The 24,753-nt window shown below is 59.4% G+C and carries 19 protein-coding genes; 10 read left to right on the top strand and 9 right to left on the bottom strand.

Going from position 1 to position 24,753, the window contains the following annotated elements:
- Positions 1–38: 38 nt before the first annotated feature.
- A complete protein-coding gene (cphA, locus tag ACFPM8_RS14665) occupies positions 39–2,606 on the top strand; it encodes a cyanophycin synthetase (RefSeq protein ID WP_378998297.1) in 2,568 nt (855 codons plus the stop codon).
- A 136-nt stretch (positions 2,607–2,742) separates the two neighbouring features.
- On the opposite strand, the gene def is transcribed toward cphA, so the two are convergent.
- The 5 genes from def to smc form a co-directional block, all read right to left on the bottom strand.
- Positions 2,743–3,279 (bottom strand): peptide deformylase, encoded by a 537-nt coding sequence (gene def / locus ACFPM8_RS14660; protein ID WP_378998296.1) that lies wholly within the window; start codon positions 3,277–3,279, stop codon positions 2,743–2,745.
- Between the two features lie 7 nt (positions 3,280–3,286).
- Complete coding sequence (galU, locus tag ACFPM8_RS14655) at positions 3,287–4,162, bottom strand: UTP--glucose-1-phosphate uridylyltransferase GalU (protein WP_378998295.1); 876 nt, start codon at positions 4,160–4,162, stop codon at positions 3,287–3,289.
- The gene (gene ligA, locus ACFPM8_RS14650) at positions 4,155–6,230 is read right to left on the bottom strand and encodes an NAD-dependent DNA ligase LigA (RefSeq protein WP_378998294.1); all 2,076 of its coding nucleotides are present in this window, start codon (positions 6,228–6,230) and stop codon (positions 4,155–4,157) included. The genes galU and ligA overlap by 8 nt, the downstream gene beginning before the upstream one ends.
- A gap of 2 nt (positions 6,231–6,232) precedes the next feature.
- Positions 6,233–7,378, bottom strand: a complete 1,146-nt coding sequence (locus ACFPM8_RS14645; RefSeq protein ID WP_378998293.1) for a cell division protein ZipA C-terminal FtsZ-binding domain-containing protein — start codon at positions 7,376–7,378, stop codon at positions 6,233–6,235.
- A gap of 255 nt (positions 7,379–7,633) precedes the next feature.
- Positions 7,634–11,164: a chromosome segregation protein SMC gene (smc, locus tag ACFPM8_RS14640; RefSeq protein WP_378998292.1), complete on the bottom strand. Its 3,531-nt coding sequence runs from the start codon at positions 11,162–11,164 to the stop codon at positions 7,634–7,636.
- Between the two features lie 265 nt (positions 11,165–11,429).
- On the opposite strand from smc, the gene dapC reads away from it, so the two are divergent.
- The 3 genes from dapC (at position 11,430) to ACFPM8_RS14625 (ending at position 14,900) form a co-directional block, all read left to right on the top strand.
- Complete coding sequence (gene dapC, locus ACFPM8_RS14635; RefSeq protein ID WP_378998680.1) at positions 11,430–12,632, top strand: succinyldiaminopimelate transaminase; 1,203 nt, start codon at positions 11,430–11,432, stop codon at positions 12,630–12,632.
- A 100-nt stretch (positions 12,633–12,732) separates the two neighbouring features.
- Positions 12,733–13,560 carry a 2,3,4,5-tetrahydropyridine-2,6-dicarboxylate N-succinyltransferase gene (gene dapD / locus ACFPM8_RS14630; RefSeq protein WP_378998291.1) on the top strand — a complete coding sequence of 276 codons (828 nt, stop codon included), beginning with the start codon at positions 12,733–12,735 and terminating at the stop codon, positions 13,558–13,560.
- Between the two features lie 194 nt (positions 13,561–13,754).
- Entirely contained in the window at positions 13,755–14,900 is a 1,146-nt protein-coding gene (locus ACFPM8_RS14625; RefSeq protein ID WP_378998290.1) for a PilT/PilU family type 4a pilus ATPase, read from the top strand.
- Positions 14,901–15,007: 107 nt separating this feature from the next.
- On the opposite strand, the gene ACFPM8_RS14620 is transcribed toward ACFPM8_RS14625, so the two are convergent.
- Genes ACFPM8_RS14620 through ACFPM8_RS14605 form a run of 4 tightly spaced genes read right to left on the bottom strand, consistent with a single transcriptional unit; the run spans position 15,008 to position 17,898 of the window.
- Positions 15,008–15,979 carry a PLP-dependent cysteine synthase family protein gene (locus tag ACFPM8_RS14620; protein ID WP_378998289.1) on the bottom strand — a complete coding sequence of 324 codons (972 nt, stop codon included), beginning with the start codon at positions 15,977–15,979 and terminating at the stop codon, positions 15,008–15,010.
- Positions 15,976–17,148: a molybdopterin-synthase adenylyltransferase MoeB gene (gene moeB, locus ACFPM8_RS14615; protein ID WP_378998288.1), complete on the bottom strand. Its 1,173-nt coding sequence runs from the start codon at positions 17,146–17,148 to the stop codon at positions 15,976–15,978. Before moeB ends, ACFPM8_RS14620 begins: the two co-directional genes overlap by 4 nt.
- Positions 17,120–17,431, bottom strand: a complete 312-nt coding sequence (locus ACFPM8_RS14610; RefSeq protein WP_378998287.1) for a MoaD/ThiS family protein — start codon at positions 17,429–17,431, stop codon at positions 17,120–17,122. The genes moeB and ACFPM8_RS14610 overlap by 29 nt, the downstream gene beginning before the upstream one ends.
- The gene (locus ACFPM8_RS14605; RefSeq protein ID WP_378998286.1) at positions 17,428–17,898 is read right to left on the bottom strand and encodes a M67 family metallopeptidase; all 471 of its coding nucleotides are present in this window, start codon (positions 17,896–17,898) and stop codon (positions 17,428–17,430) included. The genes ACFPM8_RS14610 and ACFPM8_RS14605 overlap by 4 nt, the downstream gene beginning before the upstream one ends.
- Before the next feature lie 180 nt (positions 17,899–18,078).
- On the opposite strand from ACFPM8_RS14605, the gene ACFPM8_RS14600 reads away from it, so the two are divergent.
- From ACFPM8_RS14600 to ACFPM8_RS14575, 6 genes are all read left to right on the top strand, one after another.
- A complete protein-coding gene (locus ACFPM8_RS14600; RefSeq protein ID WP_378998285.1) occupies positions 18,079–18,432 on the top strand; it encodes an ArsC family reductase in 354 nt (117 codons plus the stop codon).
- Between the two features lie 17 nt (positions 18,433–18,449).
- Positions 18,450–19,577: a succinyl-diaminopimelate desuccinylase gene (dapE, locus tag ACFPM8_RS14595; RefSeq protein ID WP_378998284.1), complete on the top strand. Its 1,128-nt coding sequence runs from the start codon at positions 18,450–18,452 to the stop codon at positions 19,575–19,577.
- A 160-nt stretch (positions 19,578–19,737) separates the two neighbouring features.
- A complete protein-coding gene (gene prmB, locus ACFPM8_RS14590) occupies positions 19,738–20,622 on the top strand; it encodes a 50S ribosomal protein L3 N(5)-glutamine methyltransferase (protein ID WP_378998283.1) in 885 nt (294 codons plus the stop codon).
- A gap of 211 nt (positions 20,623–20,833) precedes the next feature.
- Complete coding sequence (locus ACFPM8_RS14585) at positions 20,834–22,840, top strand: ATP-binding cassette domain-containing protein (protein ID WP_378998282.1); 2,007 nt, start codon at positions 20,834–20,836, stop codon at positions 22,838–22,840.
- Positions 22,798–23,724, top strand: a complete 927-nt coding sequence (locus tag ACFPM8_RS14580; RefSeq protein ID WP_378998281.1) for a Rossmann-like and DUF2520 domain-containing protein — start codon at positions 22,798–22,800, stop codon at positions 23,722–23,724. Before ACFPM8_RS14585 ends, ACFPM8_RS14580 begins: the two co-directional genes overlap by 43 nt.
- Positions 23,725–23,874: 150 nt before the next feature.
- Positions 23,875–24,681: a transporter substrate-binding domain-containing protein gene (locus tag ACFPM8_RS14575; protein ID WP_378998280.1), complete on the top strand. Its 807-nt coding sequence runs from the start codon at positions 23,875–23,877 to the stop codon at positions 24,679–24,681.
- Positions 24,682–24,753 lie beyond the last annotated feature (72 nt).

The following is a 24,753-nucleotide window of genomic DNA, read 5'->3' as shown; positions in this document are numbered from 1 at the left end:
TGGTTTTATTTTGTAAGTTATAAGAAAGAAGCCTGTTGATGGACGTATCACGTATTCGAGTATTGCGCGGCCCCAATCTGTGGAGCCGACACACCTCTATTGAAGCTATTGTGTCCTGCGCCGATACCGAGCTATCGATCGCTACCATGACCGGCTTTGAAGCCCGCTTACGTGAACGTTTTCCGCAAATCGGCTTTTTGGAATCAAACGAGAAAGACGGCGTTGTTTCGATGGCGCATGCGCTTGAAATCGCCGCGCTCGGATTGCAGTCGGAGGCTGGTTGCCCAGTTACCTTCAGCCGTACCGTGCCGACCGTCGAGTCGGGCGTCTATCAAGTCATCGTCGAATATACCGAAGAGGAAGTCGGCAAGCTTGCGTTTGAGCTGGCGCAAGCTCTGTGCCGCGCTGCGGTGACCGATACCCCTTTCGATCTGGCCGGCTCCTTGGCGCGCCTGCAAGAGCTGGATGAAGACATCCGGCTGGGGCCCAGCACCGGTTCCATCGTGCATGCCGCCGTTGTGCGCGGCATTCCGTTCCGCCGCCTGACCGGCGGCAGCATGGTGCAATTCGGCTGGGGTAGCCGGCAACGCCGGATTCAAGCGGCCGAGACCAATCACACCAGCGCGATTGCCGAGTCGATTGCGCAAGACAAGGAACTGACCAAGAAATTGCTGAATGCAGCCGGCGTCCCGGTGCCGCAAGGACGGGTGGTATCGGATGCAGAGGAAGCCTGGGCCGCAGCCCAGGAAATCGGCAGCCCGGTGGTGCTCAAGCCGCGCGACGGCAACCAGGGCAAAGGTGTGGCAGTCAACATCACCGCCCGCGAACAAGTCCTGGCGGCGTTTGAAGTCGCATCCCAAATCTGCTCGGAAGTGATTGTCGAGCGTTATCTGCCCGGTCACGACTACCGCCTGCTGGTGGTTGGCAAGCACCTGGTTGCGGCCGCCCGCCGCGATCCGCCGCAAGTCATCGGCGACGGCTTGCACACCATCCGCCAGCTGGTCGACCAGGTTAACAGCGACCCATTGCGCGGCGAAGGCCACGCGACCTCGCTGACCAAGATACGGTTCGATGCGATCGCTATGGCGACCCTGGCCAAACAGAATTACAACGCCGATTCAATTCCGCAACAAGGCGTGCGCGTGATACTGCGCAACAACGCCAACCTCAGCACCGGCGGCACCGCGACCGATGTCACCGACGATGTCCATCCCGATCTGGCGGCGTGCGCAGTCGCTGCCGCGCAAATGGTCGGGCTCGATATCTGCGGCGTCGACGTGGTTTGCAACAACGTCCATCAGGCGCTGGAAGAACAGGAAGGCGGCGTGGTCGAAGTCAATGCCGCGCCCGGCTTGCGCATGCATATCAGCCCGTCCTACGGCAAGGGCCGCGCGGTTGGCGAAGCGATCATATCGACCATGTTTACCGATGGCGACAATGGCCGCATTCCGCTGGTAGCGGTGGCCGGCACCAACGGCAAGACCACCACCGTGCGCCTGATCGCCCACCTGCTCGGCCGCAAGGGCCTGCGGGTCGGCATGACCAATTCGGATGGCGTCTACATCGAACAGCAGCGCATCGACACTGGCGATTGCAGCGGCCCGCGCAGCGCCCGCAACGTGCTGATGCATCCTGACGTCGATGCTGCCGTGTTTGAAACCGCGCGCGGCGGCATATTGCGCGAAGGACTTGGATTCGACCGCTGCGACGTCGCCGTCGTCACCAATATCGGCATGGGCGACCACCTCGGCCTGAGCTATATCAGCACGGTCGACGACCTGGCCGTGGTCAAGCGCGTCATCGTTGAAAACGTCGCTCCCAGCGGTCATGCGGTGTTGAATGCCGCCGACCCGATGGTCGCCAGCATGGCCAAGTCCAGCCCCGGCTCAGTCACGTTCTTCGCCCACGATCACCATCATCCATTGATGACCACCCACCGCGCCCAGGGTCATCGCGTGGTGTACCAGGACGGCGCAGCGATTGTCGCCGCCCAGGGCAAGCAGGAACATCGGCTGGCGTTGAAGGACATTCCGCTCACCCGCAACGGCACGATCGGCTTCCAGGTTGAGAATGCGATGGCTGCCATCGCCGCTGCCTGGGCCTTGAATCTCGATTGGGATCTGATCCGCGCCGGGCTTGCCGGCTTCGTCAATGACGCCGCCACCGCGCCCGGCCGCTTCAACGTCTTCGACTACCGTGGCGCGACGCTGATTGCCGACTACGGCCACAACCCGGATGCGATCCTGGCGCTGGTGAAGGCGATCGATACCATGCCGGCCAAACGCCGCTCGGTCGTCATCAGCGGCGCCGGCGATCGGCGCGACATCGACATTCGCCATCAGACTGAAATCCTGGGCGACGCTTTCGACGAAGTGATTCTGTATCAGGATCAATGCCAGCGCGGACGCGCCGACGGCGAAGTGCTCGGCCTGCTGCGCCAGGGCCTGAAGAATGCGCGCCGCACCACGGCGACGGAAGAAATCAACGGCGAATTCCTGGCGATCGACACTGCGTTGTCGCATCTGTCGCCGGGGGATTTATGCTTGATTCTGGTGGATCAGGTGGAAGAAGCGCTGGAGCATATTGCGAAGCGATTGGCGGAATAACAGATGTCTATGGGGCATCAGGCTTTAAACCCAGTTTTGCGATCGCTTTTAGGTGTTTGAAACTTCTTTTCTAGTCAGTTGGGGACAGAGTAATTCGTCGCGCTGCGGCGACTCTTAAACTCTGTCCCACAATTAATTAGTCTTCATGCCCCGGATCAAGCTCCGGAAACAACACCTCAGTAAACCCAAACCGCGAAAAATCCTTGATCCGCATCGGATAAAGAATCCCGTGCAGATGATCGCATTCATGCTGCACCACGCGTGCATGAAAACCGTCGACATCGCGGCTGATCCGTTGCCCGCGCGGATCGAAACCTTCGTAATGCAACTTGCTCCAGCGCGGCACCACGCCGCGCAAGCCGGGCACTGACAGGCACCCTTCCCAGCCCTCTTCGACTTCATCCGACAAAGGTTTCAGGGTCGGGTTGATCAACACCGTTTCCGGCACCGGCGGCGCCTCCGGATAACGGACGTTGTCCTTGAAACCGAAAATCACCAGTTGCAGATTGACGCCGATCTGCGGCGCCGCCAGGCCGGCGCCATTGGCCGCATACATGGTGTCGAACATGTCGGCAATCAATGCTTCCAATTCCGGCGTGCCGAAGGCGGCGACCGGCTCAGCCTGCAGCAGCAGACGCGGGTCGCCCATTTTCAGGATTTGACGAACTGTCATGGCAGTGTCATTTCAATTGTTCCAGGTAGCCGGCCAGCCCCTCGCCGGTTTCCGGGTGTTTGAGCCCCATCGCCACCGTTGCTTTCAAATAACCCAGCTTGGAGCCGCAATCGTAGCGCTGACCGGCGTAGCGATAGGCCAGGACTTTTTCAGTTTGCATCAATGCGGCAATACCGTCGGTCAATTGAATTTCGCCGCCGGCGCCTTTGCCCAAACCTTCCAGGCAGGCAAAAATCTTGTTGGTCAATACGTAGCGCCCCACTACCGCAAGGGTGGACGGTGCGACGTCCGGCTGCGGTTTTTCGACGATGCTGTTGACCGCTTCCAGATTGGTTTTATAGGGATTGATGCTGACGATCCCGTATTGCTTGGTGTCGGCGCGCGGCACATCCTGCACCGCCAGCAAACTGCTGCCTTCGGCGGCGAAGATGTCGGTCATTTGCGCCAACACCGGTTTCTGACCGGTATCGACATCCATGAAATCGTCCGCTAGCAAGACCGCGAACGGCTCGTCGCCGACCACCGGCCGCGCGCACAAAACTGCGTGCCCCAGGCCCAGCGGCGCCGATTGGCGGATGAAGATGCAATTGATGTTCTTCGGGATCACGTTCTGGACCAGATCCAGCAATCTGTCCTTGCCGGCGGCTTCCAGTTCGGCCTCCAGCTCGTAAGCTTTGTCGAAATGGTCTTCGATGGCGCGCTTGTTGCGGCCGGTGATGAACACCATGTCGGTGATGCCGGCGGCGACCGCTTCTTCCACCGCGTACTGGATCAGCGGCTTGTCGACGATAGGCAGCATTTCTTTAGGTTGCGCCTTGGTCGCCGGCAAAAAGCGGCTGCCCAGACCAGCAACGGGAAAGACGGCTTTGGTGATTTTATTCATGTTCACTTTCTAATAGATGACGCAGTCCGTTTTCATCCAGAATCGGGATGTTCAACTCTTCCGCTTTGGTCAGCTTGCTGCCGGCTTCGGCACCTGCGACCACATAACTGGTTTTTTTGGACACTGAACCTGCCACTTTACCGCCTGCGGCATCAATCATTGCGGCAGCCTCATCCCGCGTCAGGGTGGGCAGGGTCCCGGTCAGCACGAAGGTCTTTCCCGACAAAAATGTCGACTTGCCGGCTGCCGGCGAATTCTCCGGCCAGTGCACGCCGGCCGCCCGCAACTGCTCAAGCAGTTCCAGGTTGAGCGGGTCGGCAAAGAAGGCCAGCAACGAGCGCGCTACCACCGGTCCGATATCGGCGACCTCCAGCAATTGCTCCTCGCTGGCCTGCAGCAATGCATCCAGCGTACCGAAATGACTTGCCAGTTCCTTGGCGGTGGCTTCACCGACATGCCGAATGCCGAGCGCGTAAATGAAGCGGCCCAAGGTGGTCGATTTGGATTTTTCCAGCGCCGCCACGACGTTTTGCGCCGACTTATCGGCCATCCGGTCCAGTGCCGCCAGCTTCAGCACGCCCAGCTTGTATAAATCGGCTGCGGTGGCAATGATGTGGCGATCGACCAATTGCTCGATCAATTGATCGCCGAGCCCCTCGATATCCATCGCCCGGCGTGACGCAAAATGCTGCAATCCGCCCTTGCGCTGCGCCGCGCATTTGACCCAACCGCCGGAACAGCGGGCAATCGCCTCGTCTTCCAGCTTGACGATGGGCGAGCCGCAAATCGGGCACTCGGTCGGCATCGCGAACGGTTGTGCGGTGGCCGGGCGCTGCTCCGGGACATAGGCCACCACCTCGGGAATCACATCGCCGGCACGCCGCACGATGACCGTGTCGCCGATCTGGATATCCTTGCGGCGCACCTCGTCTTCATTGTGCAAGGTGGCATTGGTGACCGTGACGCCGCCGACAAATACCGGCGCCAGCCGCGCCACCGGCGTGATGGCGCCGGTGCGGCCAACCTGGACTTCGATGCCCAATACCTGGGTGGTGGCCTCTTCCGCCGGGAATTTGTGCGCCAGCGCAAAACGCGGCGCGCGCGACACAAAGCCCAGCGTCTGCTGCTGCACCAGGCGGTTCACCTTGTAGACCACGCCATCGATTTCATACGGCAGTTGCGCACGCTTGCCGCCGATCTCGCGGAAGAATTCCAGCAAGCCGGCAGCGCCTTTGACCGTAGCGCGCTCCTTGCAGACCGGCAGGCCGAGTTGGCTAAACCAGTCCAGCAAGGCCGAGTGCGAAGGCGGCATCTCGGCGCCATCCAGCGCCCCGATGCCGTAGGCGAAAAAGCGCAAGGTACGCTGCGCGGTGATCCGCGAATCCAGCTGCCGCAGACTGCCTGCCGCGGCATTGCGCGGATTGGCGAACTCCTTCAGCTCGGCATCGCGCTGACGCTCGTTGAGCTTGGCAAAATCGGCTTTATACATCAACACTTCGCCGCGCACATCGAGCACCTTGGGTGGCCGCTCGGCATGCAGCCGCAACGGGATCGCGCGCACGGTACGGATGTTGCTGGTCACGTTCTCGCCTGTAGTGCCGTCGCCGCGCGTGGCGGCTTGCACCAGCACCCCGTCCTCGTAGCGCAAGTTGATCGCCAGGCCGTCGAACTTCAACTCGGTGGCGTATTCGATCTCGGTATCGGCATGGGTATCCAGGCCCTCCCGGACGCGGCGGTCGAACTCGACGATATCGCTGTCATCAAAGCCATTGCCAAGCGACAGCATCGGTATCGAATGCCTGACCTGATCGAATTGCGGCAGCGGCGCGGCACCGACCCGCTGGGTTGGCGAGTCCGGCGTATTCAACTCGGGATGGGTTTGCTCCAGCGCCTGCAATTCGCGGAATAAACGATCGTATTCGGCATCTGGAATGGAAGGGTTATCAAGTACGTAATAAGCATGGTTATGGCGATTCAATTCCGCGCTCAACCATGCGGCGCGCACGCGCCAATCGGCAGCATCGGGACCGCTCCCGGTGCTACCGGCATCAAATAAACTGGAAGACATAATTAACTGAACAAACGCAAAGCCCGGGTTGAGCCGGCTGGAATCTCGGCGGCATCCATTTCGCGGTAAAAGGCATCAACCTGACCGGCGATGTCCGCCAATTGCTGGTCCGCCAGCGGTTGATTGCTATCGTCCACCACGATCCCGCCCAAGCGCGCCGCCAGCGAACGGGCGCAAGCCACCATTGCCGCATAGCCGTCGCGCGCCGGCGACACTCGCGGCACATCCAGCAGCAAGGTCAGGCGGCCGGTGGTTTCAGCCATCGCAGTGGCATTGGTGGAGAGCGAAAACAATACGCCGCCCTCGCCGTCCGACATCACCATGCGGCCTTCGGGACGGGCATCGAAACCCTGCCGGCTCAACGCCGCCAGCAGCGTGCTGATGGCCCACGGCGCACCGCTCGACTGAATATTGACGCCCAGTTGGGCATCGTGCTCGATCACGAATTGATGCAGCGCACGCGCGGTCTGCATGACTTCCGGCATGTCCGGCACTTCCGGTTCGGCGCCCAGGTCATCGGCAATCTGGCGCAAGCGCATGACCAGCTCGGAATACTCGATTTCGTTTAGCGGATTGCTGCGGTTGGCCAGTTGTACGCCTGCCAGCAAGGTCGTGTATACGCCGCCATGCGCTACCGGTTGCCACTCGCCATTGGCATCCTGGCCGATAAAACGAATCGGCTTGTTGCCGACGTGACGCAAGGTTTGCAATGCCACCAGCGCCTTGTCGCCGCGCACCGGCGCTTCCAGCGGCAGCGGAATCGCGCAATCGATCAAGGCATCGACCGGCAAGTCTTTCTGCGGTGCGGCGGGCGGCGTTGCGCCATGCTCCGGGGCGTGCTCCGGATTCGGTGCGGCGCTGCCCATTTGCGGCTCCAGTGCTTGCTGTTCCGCGGTTTGCTCGATGTCATCGTGCGGCAAATCGGCGGCCGACAAGGTTTCTTCGTCGGTCGCAAACAACATCGGCTCATGGCGCGCCGGCGGCTCGCCGCTGTCTTTGCCCGGCGTCATCAGCACATCGTCGTGCGAGCCTGAAAAAGCGCGTTCGACGCTTTTCTTGGCCTTGTATTCCTGCCATTTGTTATAAAAAACGACGCTGACGAGAAACGCGCCGCCAATGATAAACAGGCTTGTATAGAGGTCTTTCATGCTGCCGAGGCCTTAATAGCGAATGGTCCCGGCACCGTACGGCCGGGATTCACGCTCAAAAACGATTTAAATTGTGGATTGGTCATGCATCGAATCCAGCGTGCAAAAGTGCACATTATTTTAAAGAAGCAATCTTACTGAAATAATATTGCGGCATAAGCTTTTGCAACAAATTATGACAAAATATTGCTGTACGACCAAAAAATAAGCTTTTTCGTTCCTAAAAAGTTATCCGCCCGGTCAAACGCCGCAACACTACGCCGCCACCGGCTCCGCCGCAAAACTTCTGGCCGCTTCCATATCGACTGCAACGATCCGCGATACGCCCTGCTCCTGCATCGTCACGCCGATCAATTGCTGCGCCATTTCCATCGCGATCTTGTTATGCGAAATGAACAGGAACTGTGTGTGGGCCGACATCCGTTTGACCATATTGCAAAAGCGCTCGGTATTGGCGTCGTCCAGCGGCGCGTCCACTTCGTCCAGCAAGCAGAACGGCGCCGGATTCAACTGGAACATCGAAAACACCAGTGCGGTTGCGGTCAACGCTTTTTCGCCGCCCGACAACAGGTGAATCGTCGCGTTTTTCTTGCCCGGCGGCTGCGCCATCACTTGCACCCCGGAATCGAGAATCTCGTCGCCGGTCATGATCAGTTTGGCCTGACCGCCGCCGAACAAGATAGGGAATAGTTCGGCGAAATGCAGATTGACCTGGTCGAAAGTGTCTTGCAACAGCTCGCGGGTTTCCTTGTCGATCTTGTGAATCGCATCTTGCAGCGTATTGATCGCTTCGGTCAGGTCGGCATTTTGCGCATCCAGGAAATTCTTGCGCTCTGATGCTTGCGCCAGCTCATCGAGCGCCGCCAGATTGACCGCGCCCAGCGCCGCAATCGCGTTGTTGAGGCGGGTCACTTCGCCTTGCAAATAAGATGGCCGCAAGTCGGCAGTCAGCTTCTCGCCCAGCGCAGCCTCGTCGGCTTGCGCATCCAGCAATTGCTGCGCGAACTGTTCCTGGTTCAAGCGCGCGGCCTGTTCTTTCAGTTGCAGTTCCATGATGCGATCGCGCTGCGGCTGCAGGCTGCGCTCGGCTTGCATCCGGGTCTCTTCATGCTGCCGCAGGTTTTGCGAGACTTGATCCAGCTCGTGGCGGCTGTCCGCCAGCGCGCGTTCCTGGCCGGCGCGCTTGTCCAGCAAATCCTGCAAACCGGCTTGCGCCGCCTGATCATCCAGGCTTTCCAACTCCTGATGGCCCTGCTGCATGCTGGCAAACAATTGCAATGCCTGCTCCAGCGCGGTGGCGATGCTGCGCTTCAATTCGTCGATCTTGTTGCGATGCGACTTTTCGGCAAACCCGGCTTCCTGCGCAGCCCGCTCCATCTCGCGCAAGCGCTGACGGCCATCGTTCAGTTGCTGCTCTTTATTCAGATAGTCGGTTTGACCGTCTTCATGCTGTTCCTGCAGATCGGCCAACTCGGCGTCGAGTTGCTCGAACTTGGCTTCCGACTCCATCTTGATTTGTTGCTGCTCGCCTTCCTGCGCCGCAATTTCGGCCAGATCGGAGGAAATCTGCGAACTGCGTTGATTAAAGCGTTCCTGCAGCTCGGACAATTTCATCACGTCGATTTGCAAGCCATGCACTGCCTGGGTCAAGCCATTGTGGCGCTGGCGCAGCTCCTGCAAGCGCTGGGTCGCCTGCGACAATGCCGCTTCGGCGCGCACCGAGCGCGAGCGCGCTTCGTCGGCCAGCATTTGCTGGGCGCGCAACTGCTTGGTGATGTTTTCGATTTCCTGCTGCCGCGCCAGCATGCCGTCCTGCTCCGAATCCGAGGCATAAAAGCGCACGCTGCTGTTGCTGATCACGTGTCCCTGACGGGTGACGAAGCAGGCGCCTAGCGGCAGTTTGCTGCGCTCGGCAAACGCGCTGACAGTGTCGTCGGCAGCGTAGACGTTGTGCAGCCAGTCCTGCATCAGCGCGCGCAAGCCGGGATCATTCAGCTGCAATAAATTAAGGAATGGTTTAAGGCCGGCAGCAGCGCCATTGCCGCTGGCCGGAGCGATAGCGTTCGGGGTAAACAATGCCAGCTTGGCCGGCGGCGCATCGTTGAAGAAGGCCTTGGCCCAATCCAGATTGGACATTTCGAGCGCCGAAGTACGCTCGCGCAATACCGATTCCAGCGCCGTCTCCCAGCCCTGGGCGATATGCAGCTTTTGCCACAGACGCGGCAAGCCGGCCAGTTCATGTTTTTGCAGCCAGGGCTGTACTTTGCCTTCGGACTGCACGCTTTCCTGCAATTGCTTGAGGGCCGTCAGGCGCGCTTCCAGCTGCGCATTGCTGGCGGTTTCGCTGTTGACTTGTTGCTGCGCGCTGCGGCGTTCTTCTTCCAGTCGTGGTTGCTGCTCCTGCACCTCTTCCAGCTGCATGCAGACTTCTTCCAGTCCGGCCTGCTTTTCTTCCAGCTGCATTCTGAGATTGGTCAGATGCGCGTTATCCGGCAGGTTCAGGCCATTCTTTTCTTGCGACAGACGCTCGCGGCGGCCGGTCAATCCATTCAGTATGTTTGAAGCGTTGCGCTGGTGCGTCGATTCCAGTTCGATCTGCTGCTGGATCTGCATGATCTTGGCGCGCGACTCGGTGCTTTTCAATTGCGCTTCGCGCCAGCTTTGTTCCAATGCCGGCAGCCGATCGCTCTGCTGCTGCGACGCCTCCTGCGATTGTTCGACCCGTGCCGCCAATTCTTCCAGATGGATCTCCGCTTCCATCAAATCGTCCTGATGCTGCGTGCCCTGGCGCTGCCATTGATCGCGCTGCGCGGTCAGTGAGTTCAGTTGCGATTGCAGACGGTTGCGCGATTCGATCACAAACTTGATTTGCGCTTCCAGGCTGCCGATTTCCGAGTTAGTCTGGTAAAGATGCCCTTGCGCCTGATGCATGCGGTCGCCGGCCGCGTAATGCGCCTGGCGCATATGTTCGAGTTCGGTTTCGACATGCCGCAGCTTGGCGGTCTGTTCTTCCAGATCGGTTTGCGCTTTTTCGATTTCGCGGAAAAATTTCTCCTGCTCCGCCTGCGCTTCGTTCTTGCGCAACAGCCACAGCAGCTTTTGCTTTTCGTCCTGGTCGGCTTGCATCTCGTGAAACTTCTTGGCGACCGCCGCCTGGCTCTGCAGCTTTTCCAGGTTGCTGTTCAGTTCGCGCAGGATGTCTTCCACCCGCACCAGGTTTTCGCGCGTGTCGTTCAGGCGGTTTTCGGTTTCGCGGCGGCGCTCCTTGTATTTCGATACGCCGGCAGCCTCTTCCAGGAAAATCCGCAACTCTTCGGGACGGGCTTCAATGATCCGCGAAATCATGCCCTGGCCGATGATCGCGTAGGCGCGCGGGCCGAGCCCGGTGCCCAGGAAAATATCCTGGATGTCGCGCCGGCGCACCGCCTGGTTATTGATGTAATAAGTCGACGTACCGTCGCGCGTCAGCGTGCGCTTGACGGCGATTTCGGCGTATTGCCCCCACTGCCCGGCAGCCTTGCCCGCGGAGTTATCGAACACCAGTTCCACCGACGAGCGGCCGGCCGGCTTGCGGAAGCTGGAGCCGTTGAAAATGACGTCCTGCATCGACTCGCCGCGCAACTCGGAAGCCTTGGATTCGCCCAGGACCCAGCGCACGGCGTCGATGATGTTGGACTTGCCGCAACCATTGGGACCCACGACGCCGACCAGCTGGCCAGGCACCTGAAAATTGGTGGGATCGACGAACGACTTGAATCCCGATAATTTAATGGAAGTTAAACGCACGTTATCGTCAGTTTTTTTATCAAAGTCGGCGCCGATACAGCCGCCAAACTTAACTACATGAAAAACGAGAAAAAACCTCGCTGGAGGGCGACATCATAACATTCAGCCCCAGGCTCATACGATCTGAATAGCGACGCTCCGGCAACAGTTCCCGGCACGCATTCCAGCCGGGCCGGCCTTACTTCTGTATATAATGCAAACAGCAAAAATCTTCGCATTCGACCTCACCTCATCTGCTGTTATTCATCTGCCATTAATTACCCACGTGAATCCCTTACTAGACCGGTTGCAACCGTATCCATTTGAAAAACTGCGGGCGTTGTTTTCCGACGTCACGCCGAATCCGGCATACACGCCGATCAGTCTCGGCATCGGCGAGCCCAAACACCCTACTCCAGCCTTTATCCAGCACGCGCTGGCCGACAACCTGAACGGCCTGGCCAGCTACCCCAGCACCATCGGTACGGAGCCGCTACGGGCCGCTATTGCTGGCTGGCTGGAGCGGCGCTACAACTTGCCGCCGCTGAATCCGGCCAGCCAGATCCTGCCGGTCAACGGTTCGCGCGAAGCGCTATTTGCCTTGGCGCAAACGATAGTCGATCCAGCCCAGTCCGATGCGCTGGTGATGTGCCCCAATCCCTTCTATCAAATCTATGAAGGCGCGGCTTACCTGGCGGGCGCCAACCCGTATTTTGTCAACTCGGATCCCGAGCGCAACTTTGCCCCCGCCTACCGCAGCGTGCCGGCGGATATCTGGCCGAGAGTCAAATTGCTGTATGTCTGCTCGCCGGGAAATCCGACCGGTGCAGTGCTGTCGCTGGACGACTGGAAAGAATTGTTCGCGTTATCGGATCGTCATGGTTTCGTGATTGCCGCCGACGAATGTTATTCCGAGATCTACTTCAAGAGCGAAGCGCCGCTGGGAGGGCTGGAGGCGGCCCACAAGCTGGGACGCGATGGCTATCCACGCCTGATCGCCTTTTCCAGCCTGTCGAAGCGCTCCAACGTGCCGGGCATGCGCTCCGGCTTTGTCGCCGGCGACGCCGCCATCCTGAAAAAATTCCTGTTGTACCGCACCTATCACGGCGGCGCCATGAGCCCACCGGTGCAAGCGGCATCAATCGCCGCCTGGAACGATGAGACGCACGTGGTCGAAAACCGCGCAAAATACATCGCCAAATTCGCACAAGTGACGCCGGTGCTGCAGCAGGTGCTGGACGTTGCGTTGCCGGATGCCGGTTTCTATCTGTGGGCCAAGGTGGACAAACTGGCATCGATCTCGGATATCGACTTCGCCAAGCGCCTGTATGCCGAATATAATGTCACCGTATTGCCCGGCAGCTATTTAGCGCGCGATGCGCATGGCAGCAATCCGGGCCAGCAGCGGATACGCATGGCGCTAGTCGCCGAGGTGGATGAATGCCTGGAAGCCGCACATCGAATAGTTGAGTTTTGCCGCGGCCTATAAGAGCCTATTCATCTTTCACCATGACGATGCAGCGCCACTGCCCTGATCGTCATGAATGACGCTTTTGCTTTTTTAATCTTATTTTTTGAATCGACACATCATGACGCAATCTCTGCAAGAATTTATCGACCAGGCCTGGGAACAGCGCGCCGACTTTGCCCCCAAGACCGCACCAGCCGATGTCCGCGAAGCGGTCGCCAAAGTCATCGCCGAACTGAATCAAGGCACCTTGCGCGTAGCGCAAAAAACAGACGGCAACTGGGTCGTCAATCAATGGGTCAAGAAAGCCGTGCTGCTGTCGTTCCGGCTGGAAGACAACCTGCCGATGCCGGCCGGCGACAACATGCAGTTTTACGACAAGGTGCCGACCAAGTTCGCCAATTACACCGCCGAAGATTTCGCCAAAGGCGGCTTCCGCGTGGTGCCACCGGCAGTTGCCCGGCACGGCAGCTTCATCGGCAAGAACGTGGTGCTGATGCCGTCCTACGTCAACATCGGCGCTTACGTCGATGAAGGTTCGATGGTCGACACCTGGGCGACAGTCGGCTCTTGCGCACAAATCGGCAAGAACGTTCACCTGTCCGGCGGCGTCGGCATCGGCGGCGTACTGGAACCGATGCAAGCCAACCCGACCATCATCGAAGACAACTGCTTCATCGGCGCCCGCTCGGAAATCGTCGAAGGCGTCATCGTTGAAGAAAACTCGGTTATTTCGATGGGCGTGTACATCGGCCAGTCGACCAAGATCTATGACCGCGCCACCGGCGAAGTCACCTATGGCCGGGTGCCTGCCGGTTCGGTCGTGGTATCGGGCAGCCTGCCTTCCGCCGACGGCAAATACAGCCTGTATTGCGCCGTGATCGTGAAACGGGTCGACGCCAAAACGCGTGCCAAGACCGGAATCAACGAACTGCTGCGTGAAGCCTAACTGACTATTTGACTATTTGCGGGACAGAGTTTAAGAGTCGCCGAAGCGCGACGAATTACTCTGTCCCCAACTGATCAGATAAGACGTTTCAATCGCAATGAAAAGTATTGCGGAGCAGAGTTTAAAAGACACCGCACCGCGGCGACTTCCCCCTCCTTCAACAAAATGACTCTTCCCGTACTAAGGACTATTTGATGGCAATGGATCGTTTGTTTCACCTGATGCGGGATAAAAAAGCATCCGACATGTTCCTGGCGCCCGGCTCGCCGATTCACCTGAAGATCGGCGGCCGGATGATTCCGGTCAACCAGCAAAACATGGATACCAACACCATCCAGATGCTGCTGCAGGAAGTCGTGCCGAGCGAACGGCTGCAGGAGCTGGATCGCAATAACGAACTGAACATCGGCTTGCCGATTGCCGGCATCGGCAGCTTCCGGCTGTCGGCGTTCCGCCAGCGCGGCAATATCTCTGCCGTGATCCGTTATATCCCGATCGAAATTCCGGCTTTCGAAACGCTCAGGCTGCCGCCGGCATTGATCGAACTGATTGGACGCAAACGCGGCTTGCTGTTGGTGGTCGGCTCCACCGGTTCCGGCAAATCGACCACCATCGCGTCGATGCTGAACCATCGCAACAAGGCCCAGGCCGGCCACATCCTGACGCTGGAAGATCCGATCGAATTCCTGTTCCAGAATCACCGTTCGATCGTCAATCAGCGCGAGATCGGCACCGATACCGACGATCTCGACGGCGCGCTCAAGAACGCGTTGCGGCAAGCTCCGGATTGCATCCTGATCGGCGAAATCCGCGACAAGGCAACCATGTCCGCCGCCCTCGCCTACGCTCAATCCGGTCATCTGGTGGTATCAACGCTGCACGCCAACAATACCTACCGCGCGCTGAATCGCGTGATCAGCTTTTACCCGCTTGAAAATCGTCCGGCGCTGCTGGAAGATCTGGCCTCCACCTTGGCCGCCATCGTCTCGCAGCGGCTGGTGACCACGGTCAACGGCGAGCGCACCCCGGCGGTCGAGATCATGCTCAATACGCGCCACGTTTCCGAACTGATTGAAGAAGACAAAATCAGTCAGATCAAGGAGGCGATGGAGAAAAGCCTGGCCCCCGGATCGCAAACTTTCGAGCAGGCGCTGATGCAGTTGATCGAAGACGGCCTCATCACGCAGGAAGAAGCGCTGGCTCACGCGGATTCGCCAAGCAATTTGTACTGGCTGATCAACAATCACACTCCAGCCTCGAAAAAGGCCCCGGAACCAAAGCTGCCAGAGCCGGAACAAGCTGAAGGCGCCACCTTCACCGAATTCAATCTGGATCTGTAACCGGCACCACGTATTACTTGGGTCCGCATGACCGATGCGGACCCAGGATCTCACCAACCTGCGCACCGCCAATCCCCGCTCCGCAATTCTGCGACCGCTCCATCAATTCAAGTCAAAATTTTGTCTCGCCGCCAGTCAGAATCCGTATTCCACATATCGGTCGAACCATAGCGCTCGCCGGTATCGCTGAGCAGCGTGACGATGCTGCGATATTTTCCGCTGGCAGCAAGCTTCAACGCCACATGGACAAATGCGCCTGAAGATGGGCCGACAAACAGTCCGCACAATGCCAGCCGCCGGCACATCGCGACGGCTTCTTCCAGGCTGACCGCCACGCGCTCGTCGATCAGCGACTGATCGAGCAAGGCGGGCACGATGTCGCCAGGATGGCCGAGCGGCTTCAAGCCCTCGATCCCCGGAAAGGTTTCCGGAATCGCTGCCGCCACATGCAGGTCGGGACGAACTTCGCGCAGCCTGCGTGCGACGCCGGTCAGCGTGCCACCGGTGCCGACGCCGGCGACCAACGCATCGGGCGCTGCGCCGGTGCAGATATGCAATTGCGCCAGGATCTCGACCGCTGTCTGGTGGTAGTGGGCACTCCAGTTGTCGGCATTGCTGTATTGGTCGCAATGCCAATAGCGCGCTGGCTGCTGGACCGCCAGCCGTTGCGCGGTGCGCACGGCGCAATCGTAGCCTTCTATCGGATCGGTGATGATCAGTTCCGCACCATAGGCCTTGATGCGCTGCAGCCGTTCCTGGCTGGCGTTGCCCGGCACCACGATGGTAACCGGGACGCCGAGCGCGGCACCCAACATCGCGTAGGAAATCCCGGCATTGCCTGAAGAAGAATCGAGCAGCCTTTTGCCGCCGGCGAAACGGCCGGCGGCGATCGCCTGCAACAGCATGCGTGCGACCGGCCGGTCCTTGATCGAGCCGCCGGGATTGACGCTCTCCAGTTTTGCGAACAGGCGGGTGGCGGGCGCCACCTGGCGCACCAGTTCAATTTCCACCAGTGGGGTATGGCCGATCCCGGCCAGCAGTCCGTGCGCGTCATGTGCCGCAGGCGCTGCCGCCGTCATGCGGCGACCCCGGCGCAGAATTGTTCGTAATCGACGTATTCGATGGCTTTGGCCGCATCGCCGCAATAGCGGCAAGCCGGATCGCGTTGCAGCTCAAACTCGGTAAAGCTGGCTCTCAGTGCGTCGTATGCGAGCAGGCGTCCCACCAGCGGATCGCCGATTCCGAGCAGCAGCTTGATGGCTTCCACCGCTTCCAATATGCCGATCACGCCGGGCAGCACGCCCAGCACCCCGGCATCGGCACAGGACGGCGCCAGGTCAGGCGGCGGCGGTTCCGGATAGAGGCAGCGGTAGCATGGGCCGCGCCGTCCCGGATGCTTCGGCCAGAACACCGTGACCTGGCCTTCGAAGCGGAATACCGAGCCGTGTACGTTGGGCAATCCAAGCTTGACGCAGGCATCGTTGACCAGGTAGCGGGTAGGAAAATTGTCCGAGCCATCGACGATCAGATCGAAGCCTTTGAAAATCTCTTCGACATTGCTGCTGTCGAGCCGGGTCTCGAAAGTCTGCACTTTTACCGAGGGATTCAGCGCCTCCAGCGACTGCCGCGCGGACGCCACTTTGGGCATGCCGATGCGCGCCTCCGCATGCAGGATCTGGCGCTGCAAATTGCTGCGGTCGACCACGTCATGATCGACGATGCCGAGCGTGCCGACGCCGGCGGCGGCCAGGTAAAGCGCCGCCGGAGAACCCAGTCCGCCGGCGCCGATCAACAACACTTTGCTGTTGATCAGCTTGAGCTGCCCGGCCTCGCCCACTTCCGGCATCATCAGATGGCGCGCGTAGCGTGCGCGTGCACGCTGGTCGAGGCTGGACGGGATTTCGAACGGCAGGCCCTCGTTTTTCCAACGCGCAAAGCCGCCGCGCATCGAATACAGCTGGGTGTAGCCGAGCCGTCGCAAATCCTCGGCCGCGAACAGCGAACGCACGCCGCCGTTGCACATGGTCACCAGCGGCTGCGCGAAATCCGGCACCGCATCTTCAATCCGCAGTTCCAGGTAGCCGCGCCCCAGGCGGTAAGCGCCGGGCGGACTGCCCAGCGCGATTTCATCCGCTTCGCGCACATCGATCAATGCCGCACCTTGGGCCTGCAAGGCCAGCGCCTGGGCCGGCGTCACTTCCTCAATCCCGGCTCTCAGTTCAATCAACCTGCGTTCTTTGGCTAGCATGATTATTTCCTCCGGCGACGGCAGGAATGATGGACAGCACGTCGCCATCGCTCACCGGCGTCTGCAATCCGTTGAGCGCCCGCACGTTCTGGCTGCCCAGGTAGAAATTGACGAATTGGCGCGGCTCGCCATCGGCCGTGAGCAACCGCGGCAGCACGCCGTCGTGCCGCGTGCCCAGTGTCGCCAGCGCTTCACCCACGGTCGCCGCCTCAACCAGCACTTCGTCGGCACCCTGGGTATACGCACGCAAGGGAGTCGGGATGCGGATAGCCACCTGGCTCATGATTGAATCACCTCCTCGTCGAACTTCATGTCCCCGTTCAAACGCCATGAGCGGATGTCCTTCACGCCGTCGCGGGTCACGGCGAGAATCAGGTACGACCATTCCGGCCACGCCGCGGCCTGGTCGATTTCCGAAGGCCGTGCCGGATGGTCCGGATGGGTGTGCCAGATGCCGAGGACTTCCATGCCGTTGGCACGGGCCGCATTGTCCGCAGCCAGGAAATCCTGCGGGTCCAGCAGATAGCGATCGCGGGTCCGCTCGTGGCTCAGATTCTTGGCCTGCGTCACGCGCTTGATGGTGCTGCATGCACTGTTGCGCTCGCCGAGCAGGAGGCCGCAAGTTTCCACCGGATAACCGGCATGCGCCCAACGCTCAAGGCTGGCGCGAAGAAACTCGGATAGTTGCAGCGTGACCATATGAGAAGGGATTGGAAACCGGCTGTCACGGCATTCGGCGGTCTTGATCAATTAATTATAGATATTATTGGACCGACCGAAAGGAACGAAAATCGCGCCTGGACGGCACGGCAATTTCTGCTCCGCAAAGTTTCTTTGGGCAACGCCTGCATGCGCTCTCAAGCGGCTGCTTATACGTGGTTGGCGCCGCGGAAAACGGATAAAATGCCACATTCCATGCGGTTTTCAACTATGACAATTACTCTTTACGGCATCCCCAACTGCGATACGGTCAAGAAAGCCCGCACCTGGCTTGACGATCAGGAAATCGCCTACACTTTTCACAATTTCAAAAAAGACGGCATCACGCAACAATTGATCACCACCTGGCTGGCGGACGTCGCCTGGGATGTGCTGATCAATCGCAAAGGCACCACCTGGCGCGGCCTGTCGGAACAACGCCGCACCAGCATCACCGACGGCGTCAGCGCCACGCCGTTGATGATCGAGCTGCCGTCGATTATCAAGCGGCCGGTATTGTTCACCGGCAAACGCACTTATGTCGGCTTTTCGGATGAGCTCTACCAACAAATTTTCAACCAATGACGATCGAAAAAAACGCCGTGAGCAAAACCCTCGCGCTCACTGAAGAGCTGATTGCGCTGTCATCTGTCACGCCGCAGGACAAAGGCTGCCAGGCGCGCCTGATCGAACTGCTGGCGCCGCTCGGTTTCGACTGCGAAACCATCCAATCCGGCGAAGTCACCAATCTGTGGGCGCGCAAGGGATCGGCGCAGCCGCTGCTGGTTTTTGCCGGCCACACCGACGTGGTCCCGACCGGCCCGCGTGAACAGTGGCAATCCGATCCTTTCCTGCCGAGCCGGCGCGACGGCAAATTGTATGGCCGCGGTGCGGCCGACATGAAGACCTCGATCGCGGCGATGGTAGTTGCGGTCGAAGAATTTACCCAGGCCCATCCGCAACACAAAGGGTCGATCGGCTTCCTGATCACCAGCGACGAAGAAGGTCCGGCAACCGACGGCACGGTGGTCGTCTGCCGGCAATTGAAAGCGCGCGGCGAGCAACTCGATTACTGCATCGTCGGCGAGCCGACCTCCAGCGGCGAACTGGGCGACATGATCAAGAATGGCCGTCGCGGCACCATGTCCGGCAAGCTGACGGTGAAAGGCATTCAGGGTCATATCGCCTATCCGCATCTGGCCAAAAACCCGATTCATCTGGCGGCGCCGGCATTGGCCGACTTGGTCGCGGAAAAATGGGACGAAGGCAACGAATACTATCTGCCGACCTCCTGGCAAATGTCGAATATCCACGGCGGCACCGGCGCTTCCAATGTGATCCCGGGAGAGCTGGTGATCGACTTCAATTTCCGCTTTTCAACCGCCAGCACGGTCGAAGGCTTGCAGCAAAGAGTGCACGCGATCCTGGATAGCCACGGCTTTGAATACACGCTGGCATGGACGGTCGGCGGCCTGCCGTTCCTGACGCCGCGCGGCGATCTCAGCAATGCCCTGGCGAACGCGATCAAGGCGGAAACCGGCCTCGACACCGAGCTGTCGACCACCGGCGGCACGTCCGACGGCCGCTTCATCGCGCAGATTTGCCCGCAAGTGATCGAGTTCGGCCCGCCCAACGGCAGCATCCACAAAATCGATGAACACATCGAGCTGCGCCACATTGATCCGTTGAAAAACATTTATCGGCGCACGATGGAAAATTTACTGTTGTAAAGCGCGTCAAAATGCCGCTTCCTTGAACGGGGTCAGAGTCATTTTCGCGATCAGACAGGCGAAAAAGCTCTGGCCCCGTTTAACTCAAGTTCAGTGGCATTCCGCAAGCAAAATAGTCCAAATAAGCCCCCGATTCACCCCGTACCCTATAATTCGCGCCATGACATCACATCCCTTCTCCACCATTCGCGACCTGTTGCGCTATGCGGTCACCCGCTTCAACACCGCCGAACTGTTCTTTGGCCACGGCAGCAGCAACGCGCTGGACGAAGCCGCCTACCTGATCCTGCACACACTCAAATTGCCGCTGGACAAACTTGAGCCGTTCTTCGACGCCCGTTTGCTGCCGCAGGAAATCGAGGCCGTCATGCATGTGATTGAACAGCGCAGCACCGACCGCATACCGGCTGCCTATATTACGAATGAAGCCTGGCTCGGCGAATACCGCTTTTACGTCGATCAGCGCGTGATCGTGCCGCGCTCGTTCATCGCCGAGCTGATCCCGGATCACTTCTCGCCGTGGGTGCAGGATCCTGCTGCGGTCAGCAACATCCTCGAGTTGTGCACCGGTTCCGGCTGCCTGCCTATCATGCTGGCCGATGCCTTCCCGCAGGCGCACGTGGATACCGCCGACATCTCTGCCGATGCATTGGCGGTGGCGCGTCGCAACGTCGACGACTACGCTTTGCAGGACCGCATCACGCTGATCGAATCGGATCTGTACAGCAAGGTTCCGGAGAAAAAATACGACCTGATCGTGACCAACCCGCCTTACGTCAATAGCGGCTCGATGAGCAAGCTGCCCAAGGAATATCTGTGCGAACCGCAGATTGCCTTGGCTGGCGGCGATGACGGCATGGACCTGGTGCGCAAGATCGTGGCCGGCGCCAAACAGCGCCTGACCAAGAACGGCGTATTGATCGTCGAAATCGGCAACGAACGCGCCTTCGCCGAAGCCGCTTTCCCCGACCTGGAAATGACCTGGGTCTCGACCAGTGCCGGCGACGATATGGTGTTCCTGCTAACCGCCGATCAATTGCCATGAAGCCACCTCTAAAAACCTACTGCGCGACCCAATCTCGGGACTGCGATGCTCGCCCGCTCCGTACGGCTGCAGGTGTTGCAACTTCGTCGTCCCGACCTTGGGCCGCTCGCTACGGTTTTTAGAGGTGGCAACGGCATAGCTTCGCCTTCTCCATACGATGCGATTCAACGCAGATGTATAAATATAAATTTACCGATAGCCTCAATAATTAATGATACGTTTTCAACAGGTCTCACTGGCCCGCGGCATCAAGCCCCTGCTCGACAATGTCGACGTCACCCTCAACCCGGGCGACAAGATCGGCCTGATCGGCGCCAACGGTGCCGGTAAATCCAGCCTGTTCGGCTTGCTGCGCGGCGAACTGCACGCCGACCTGGGCGAGATCGACTTTCCTTCCAAGTGGCGCATGGCTTATGTTGCGCAAGAAACCCCGGCGCTGGATCGGCCGGCGCTGGAATATGCGATCGACGGTGACGTCACGCTGCGCCGCCTGGAAGAAGAACTGGCCTTCCTTGAAAGCGAACCTGAAAGCGCCGCCAACGGCACGCTGATCGGCGAGCTGTACAGCGCGCTGGCCGATGCCGATGCGTACACGGTGCGCTCGCGCGCGGAGCAATTGCTGACCGGCCTCGGTTTCTCGCTTGCGCAAATGCAGCAGCCGGTAGCCAGTTTTTCCGGCGGCTGGCGCATGCGCCTGAATCTGGCGCAAGCCCTGATGTGCCCATCCGACCTGTTGCTGCTCGATGAGCCGACCAACCATCTGGATCTGGACGCCATCATCTGGCTCGAGGACTGGCTGAAGCGCTATCCCGGCACCCTGATCATCATCTCGCATGACCGCGATTTCCTGGATGGCGTGGTGAACGTCATCGTGCATATCGATGAGCGCAAACTGAAGCGCTATTCGGGCAATTACTCTTCGTTCGAACGCCAGCGCGCCGCGCAAATGGAGCTGGCCGCCGGCACGCTCGAAAAGCAAATGCGCCAGCGCGCCCATCTGGAATCGTTCATCAACCGCTTCAAGGCTCAGGCCAGCAAAGCCCGTCAGGCGCAAAGCCGGATGAAGGCGCTGGCCAAGATGGAAGAGCTGGCGCCGTTGCGCGCAGCGGCCGAGTTTTCATTCGAATTCCGGGTGCCGCTGAGCGCGCCAAATCCATTGCTGGTGATGGAAGATGTGAGTGCCGGCTATCGCACCGAGAGCGCGACCAGTCACGAGGTCACCGAGAAGGTGATTGTCGCCGGCATCAATTTCTCGCTGCAAATCGGCCAGCGCATCGGTCTACTGGGCGTCAACGGCGCCGGCAAATCGACCTTCATCAAAACCATCGCCAACGAATTGAATCCGCTGTTCGGCACCACCCAGTTCGGCAAAGGTTTGTCGATCGGTTACTTCGCCCAGCATCAAGTCGAAATGCTGCGGCACGACGAATCGCCGCTGTGGCATATGGGGAAAATCGCGCCGACTGTGCGCGAGCAGGAATTGCGCAATTTCCTGGGCAGCTTCAATTTCAACGGGCCTATGGTCACCAGCTCGATCGCACCGTTTTCCGGCGGCGAAAAAGCACGCCTGGCGCTGGCCCTGATTGTCTGGCAGCGCCCCAACCTGCTGCTGCTGGATGAACCGACCAACCATCTGGACTTGGAAACCCGCGAAGCGCTGACCATGGCGCTGGCGCAGTTCGAAGGGACGCTGGTGCTGGTATCGCATGATCGTCATTTGCTGCGCGCCACCACCGACCAATTCATCATCGTCGCCGACGGCAAGGTGCAGCCGTTCGACGGCGATCTGGATGACTACAAGGATTGGCTGTTCAAGACCAAGCTGGCGGCCAAGAATAGTGCAAGCGATGCCGCATTGCCGAAGCCCAGCGCCAAAGCAAAAATCGCCAGCGCGGTAGCCCCGGCCCCGAGCACCGCTGGCGACGGCGCCGATCGCCGCGAACAGAAGCGTCTCGAAGCGGAAGCCCGGCAAAAACTGACAGCGCTGAAGAAGCCGATCGAAGCGCGCATCAAGCGCCTGGATGAGCAAATTGCCAAGCGCACGGCGCAAAAAACGGCGGTCGATAACCGTCTGGCCGAACCGGAAATCTACGACAAGGACAAGAAAAAGGAATTGGCGACGCTGTTGACCGATCAGGCGTTTTACGCGAAGGAACTGACGCAACTGGAGGCGGAATGGCTGGAACAGCAGGAAGCACTGGAACAGCTCGGCAACTAGGCACCGGCCTGGCTGATGACGGCGGGGCCGCCGGCAATGGCCCTAAAACCCTGAGCATCATCGGCTGCGGCAAGGTCGGCAAAACACTGGGAAGACTGTGGCATGCGCAGCAGACTTTTCAGTTGCTGGACGTGCTGAACCGCTCGGTCGCCAGCGCGCAGCAAGCCTGCAACTTCATCGGCGCCGGTGCCGCGGCCGCCAGTTACGACGAGCTGCGCAACGCCGACATTTACCTGATTGCGGCCGGCGACGACCAGATTGCCGCCTGCTGCGAAGCGCTCGCCGCCAGCGGCAAACTCAACAGCGATAGCATCGTGTTTCACTGCAGCGGTGCATTGTCGTCGCACGACTTGGCAGCGGCCGGATTACAAGGGGCCGCACTAGCCAGCATCCACCCGATCCGCAGCTTCGCCGACCCGCAGCAGGTGGCGCTGCACTTCGCCGGCACTTGGTGCGGCAGCGAAGGCGATGCTGCCGCGCTTGCCGTCCTGACGCCGGCCTTTAATGCCATCGGTGCACAGGCGGTCAACATCAAACGCGACAGCAAAGTTTTGTATCACGCGGCAGCGGTGTTTGCCTCCAATTACCTGGTCACGCTGATCGATGTCGCCAGCCAGGCTTACGTGGAAGCCGGCCTGCCTCCGGAGATCGCATTGAAACTGATCGAACCCCTGCTGCTTGAAAGCGCTGCCAATGCTTTCAAGCTCGGCCCGGCAGCCGCGTTGACCGGTCCCATCGCGCGCGGCGACATGGCCACCGTGAGGCGCCAATATCAAGCAGTTCAGCAATGGGATCCGCAAGCGGCCGCACTGTACCGCCAGTTTGAATTGCTGACGCTGGAACTGGCGGCGCGCAAGAACGGCGGCACGTCGCCAACTGCGTAGATTCACTGCTATGCTTGCGCTGCTGCTTGGCGTCACAAGCGCGATAAACGACTATCAATCCACAAAACCGTTACTTCACATTTGCCGGACATAACGTTTAACATAGTCGCTGCAACGCCCTTCTAAAAACTCTCACCGAAGGATAAAAAAATGGCCTCAATAACCCTGTCCAAACTGAGCAAAATCGCAGCTGCCGTGCTGATCTCCAGCCTCACCATCCACTCCTTCGCAGCGGATCTGCTGGATACCGTCAAAGCACGCGGCACCTTGAAAGTGGCGATGGAAGGCACCTATCCTCCGTTCAATTTCAAAGATCCGAAAACCAGCCAACTGACCGGATTTGAAGTCGATGTCGCCAAACTGATTGCGGCCAAACTGGGAGTTACGCCGGAATTCACCACCACTGAATGGAGCGGTATTCTGGCCGGACTCAGCGCTGGCAAGTACGATGTGATCCTGAATCAGGTCGGCATTACCGAAGACCGTAAAAAGGTCTTCGATTTTTCACAGCCGTACACGCTCTCCAGCGCACGGCTGATCGTCAGAAAGGATGAGAAGCGCAATTTCACCAGCCTGGAATCGTTGAAAGGCTTCAAACTCGGCCTTGGCCAAGGCACCAACTTCGAACAAAAGGCCAAGGCGGTTCCCGGTATCGACGTCAAGACTTATCCGGGCGCCCAGGAATATCTGGCTGACCTGGCCAGCGGCCGCATCGACGCTGCACTGAACGACAGTCTGCTGGTAGGATACCTGTTGAAAAATTCCACACTGCCGCTGAAAGCCGGAGCTGCGTTCGGCGACGTCGACAAGATCGGCATCCCGTTCCAGAAAGGCAATCCGAAATTTGAGGCAGCGCTGAATAAGGCACTCGACGAGATTTTGAAAGACGGCAGCTTCAAGCAGGTATCGTTCAAGTGGTTTGGCATGGATGTCAGTAAGGCACCGGCCGCGCGTTAAGGCCGCTTTGCATAGCGCTCACGGTACAATTGCCCACCCCGCCATCCCCGCTCACTGCGGGGATGTTTTTTT

It is taken from the genome of Paraherbaspirillum soli, assembly GCF_042654985.1.
GTDB lineage: Bacteria > Pseudomonadota > Gammaproteobacteria > Burkholderiales > Burkholderiaceae_D > Paraherbaspirillum > Paraherbaspirillum soli.
Note: the sequence above shows the minus strand (reverse complement) of the source record. Positions and strands in the feature narration are given on the sequence as shown.

Bases quoted from the DNA above. Each gene is read 5' to 3' on its own strand.
- cphA (WP_378998297.1), top strand. From the start codon at position 39: ATGGACGTATCACGTATTCGAGTATTGCGCGGCCCCAATCTGTGGAGC.
- def (WP_378998296.1), bottom strand. From the start codon at position 3,279: ATGACAGTTCGTCAAATCCTGAAAATGGGCGACCCGCGTCTGCTGCTG.
- galU (WP_378998295.1), bottom strand. From the start codon at position 4,162: ATGAATAAAATCACCAAAGCCGTCTTTCCCGTTGCTGGTCTGGGCAGC.
- ligA (WP_378998294.1), bottom strand. From the start codon at position 6,230: ATGTCTTCCAGTTTATTTGATGCCGGTAGCACCGGGAGCGGTCCCGAT.
- ACFPM8_RS14645 (WP_378998293.1), bottom strand. From the start codon at position 7,378: ATGAAAGACCTCTATACAAGCCTGTTTATCATTGGCGGCGCGTTTCTC.
- dapD (WP_378998291.1), top strand. From the start codon at position 12,733: ATGACGCAATCTCTGCAAGAATTTATCGACCAGGCCTGGGAACAGCGC.
- ACFPM8_RS14625 (WP_378998290.1), top strand. From the start codon at position 13,755: ATGGCAATGGATCGTTTGTTTCACCTGATGCGGGATAAAAAAGCATCC.
- ACFPM8_RS14620 (WP_378998289.1), bottom strand. From the start codon at position 15,979: ATGACGGCGGCAGCGCCTGCGGCACATGACGCGCACGGACTGCTGGCC.
- moeB (WP_378998288.1), bottom strand. From the start codon at position 17,148: ATGCTAGCCAAAGAACGCAGGTTGATTGAACTGAGAGCCGGGATTGAG.
- ACFPM8_RS14610 (WP_378998287.1), bottom strand. From the start codon at position 17,431: ATGAGCCAGGTGGCTATCCGCATCCCGACTCCCTTGCGTGCGTATACC.
- ACFPM8_RS14600 (WP_378998285.1), top strand. From the start codon at position 18,079: ATGACAATTACTCTTTACGGCATCCCCAACTGCGATACGGTCAAGAAA.
- prmB (WP_378998283.1), top strand. From the start codon at position 19,738: ATGACATCACATCCCTTCTCCACCATTCGCGACCTGTTGCGCTATGCG.
- ACFPM8_RS14585 (WP_378998282.1), top strand. From the start codon at position 20,834: ATGATACGTTTTCAACAGGTCTCACTGGCCCGCGGCATCAAGCCCCTG.
- ACFPM8_RS14580 (WP_378998281.1), top strand. From the start codon at position 22,798: ATGGCTGGAACAGCAGGAAGCACTGGAACAGCTCGGCAACTAGGCACC.
- ACFPM8_RS14575 (WP_378998280.1), top strand. From the start codon at position 23,875: ATGGCCTCAATAACCCTGTCCAAACTGAGCAAAATCGCAGCTGCCGTG.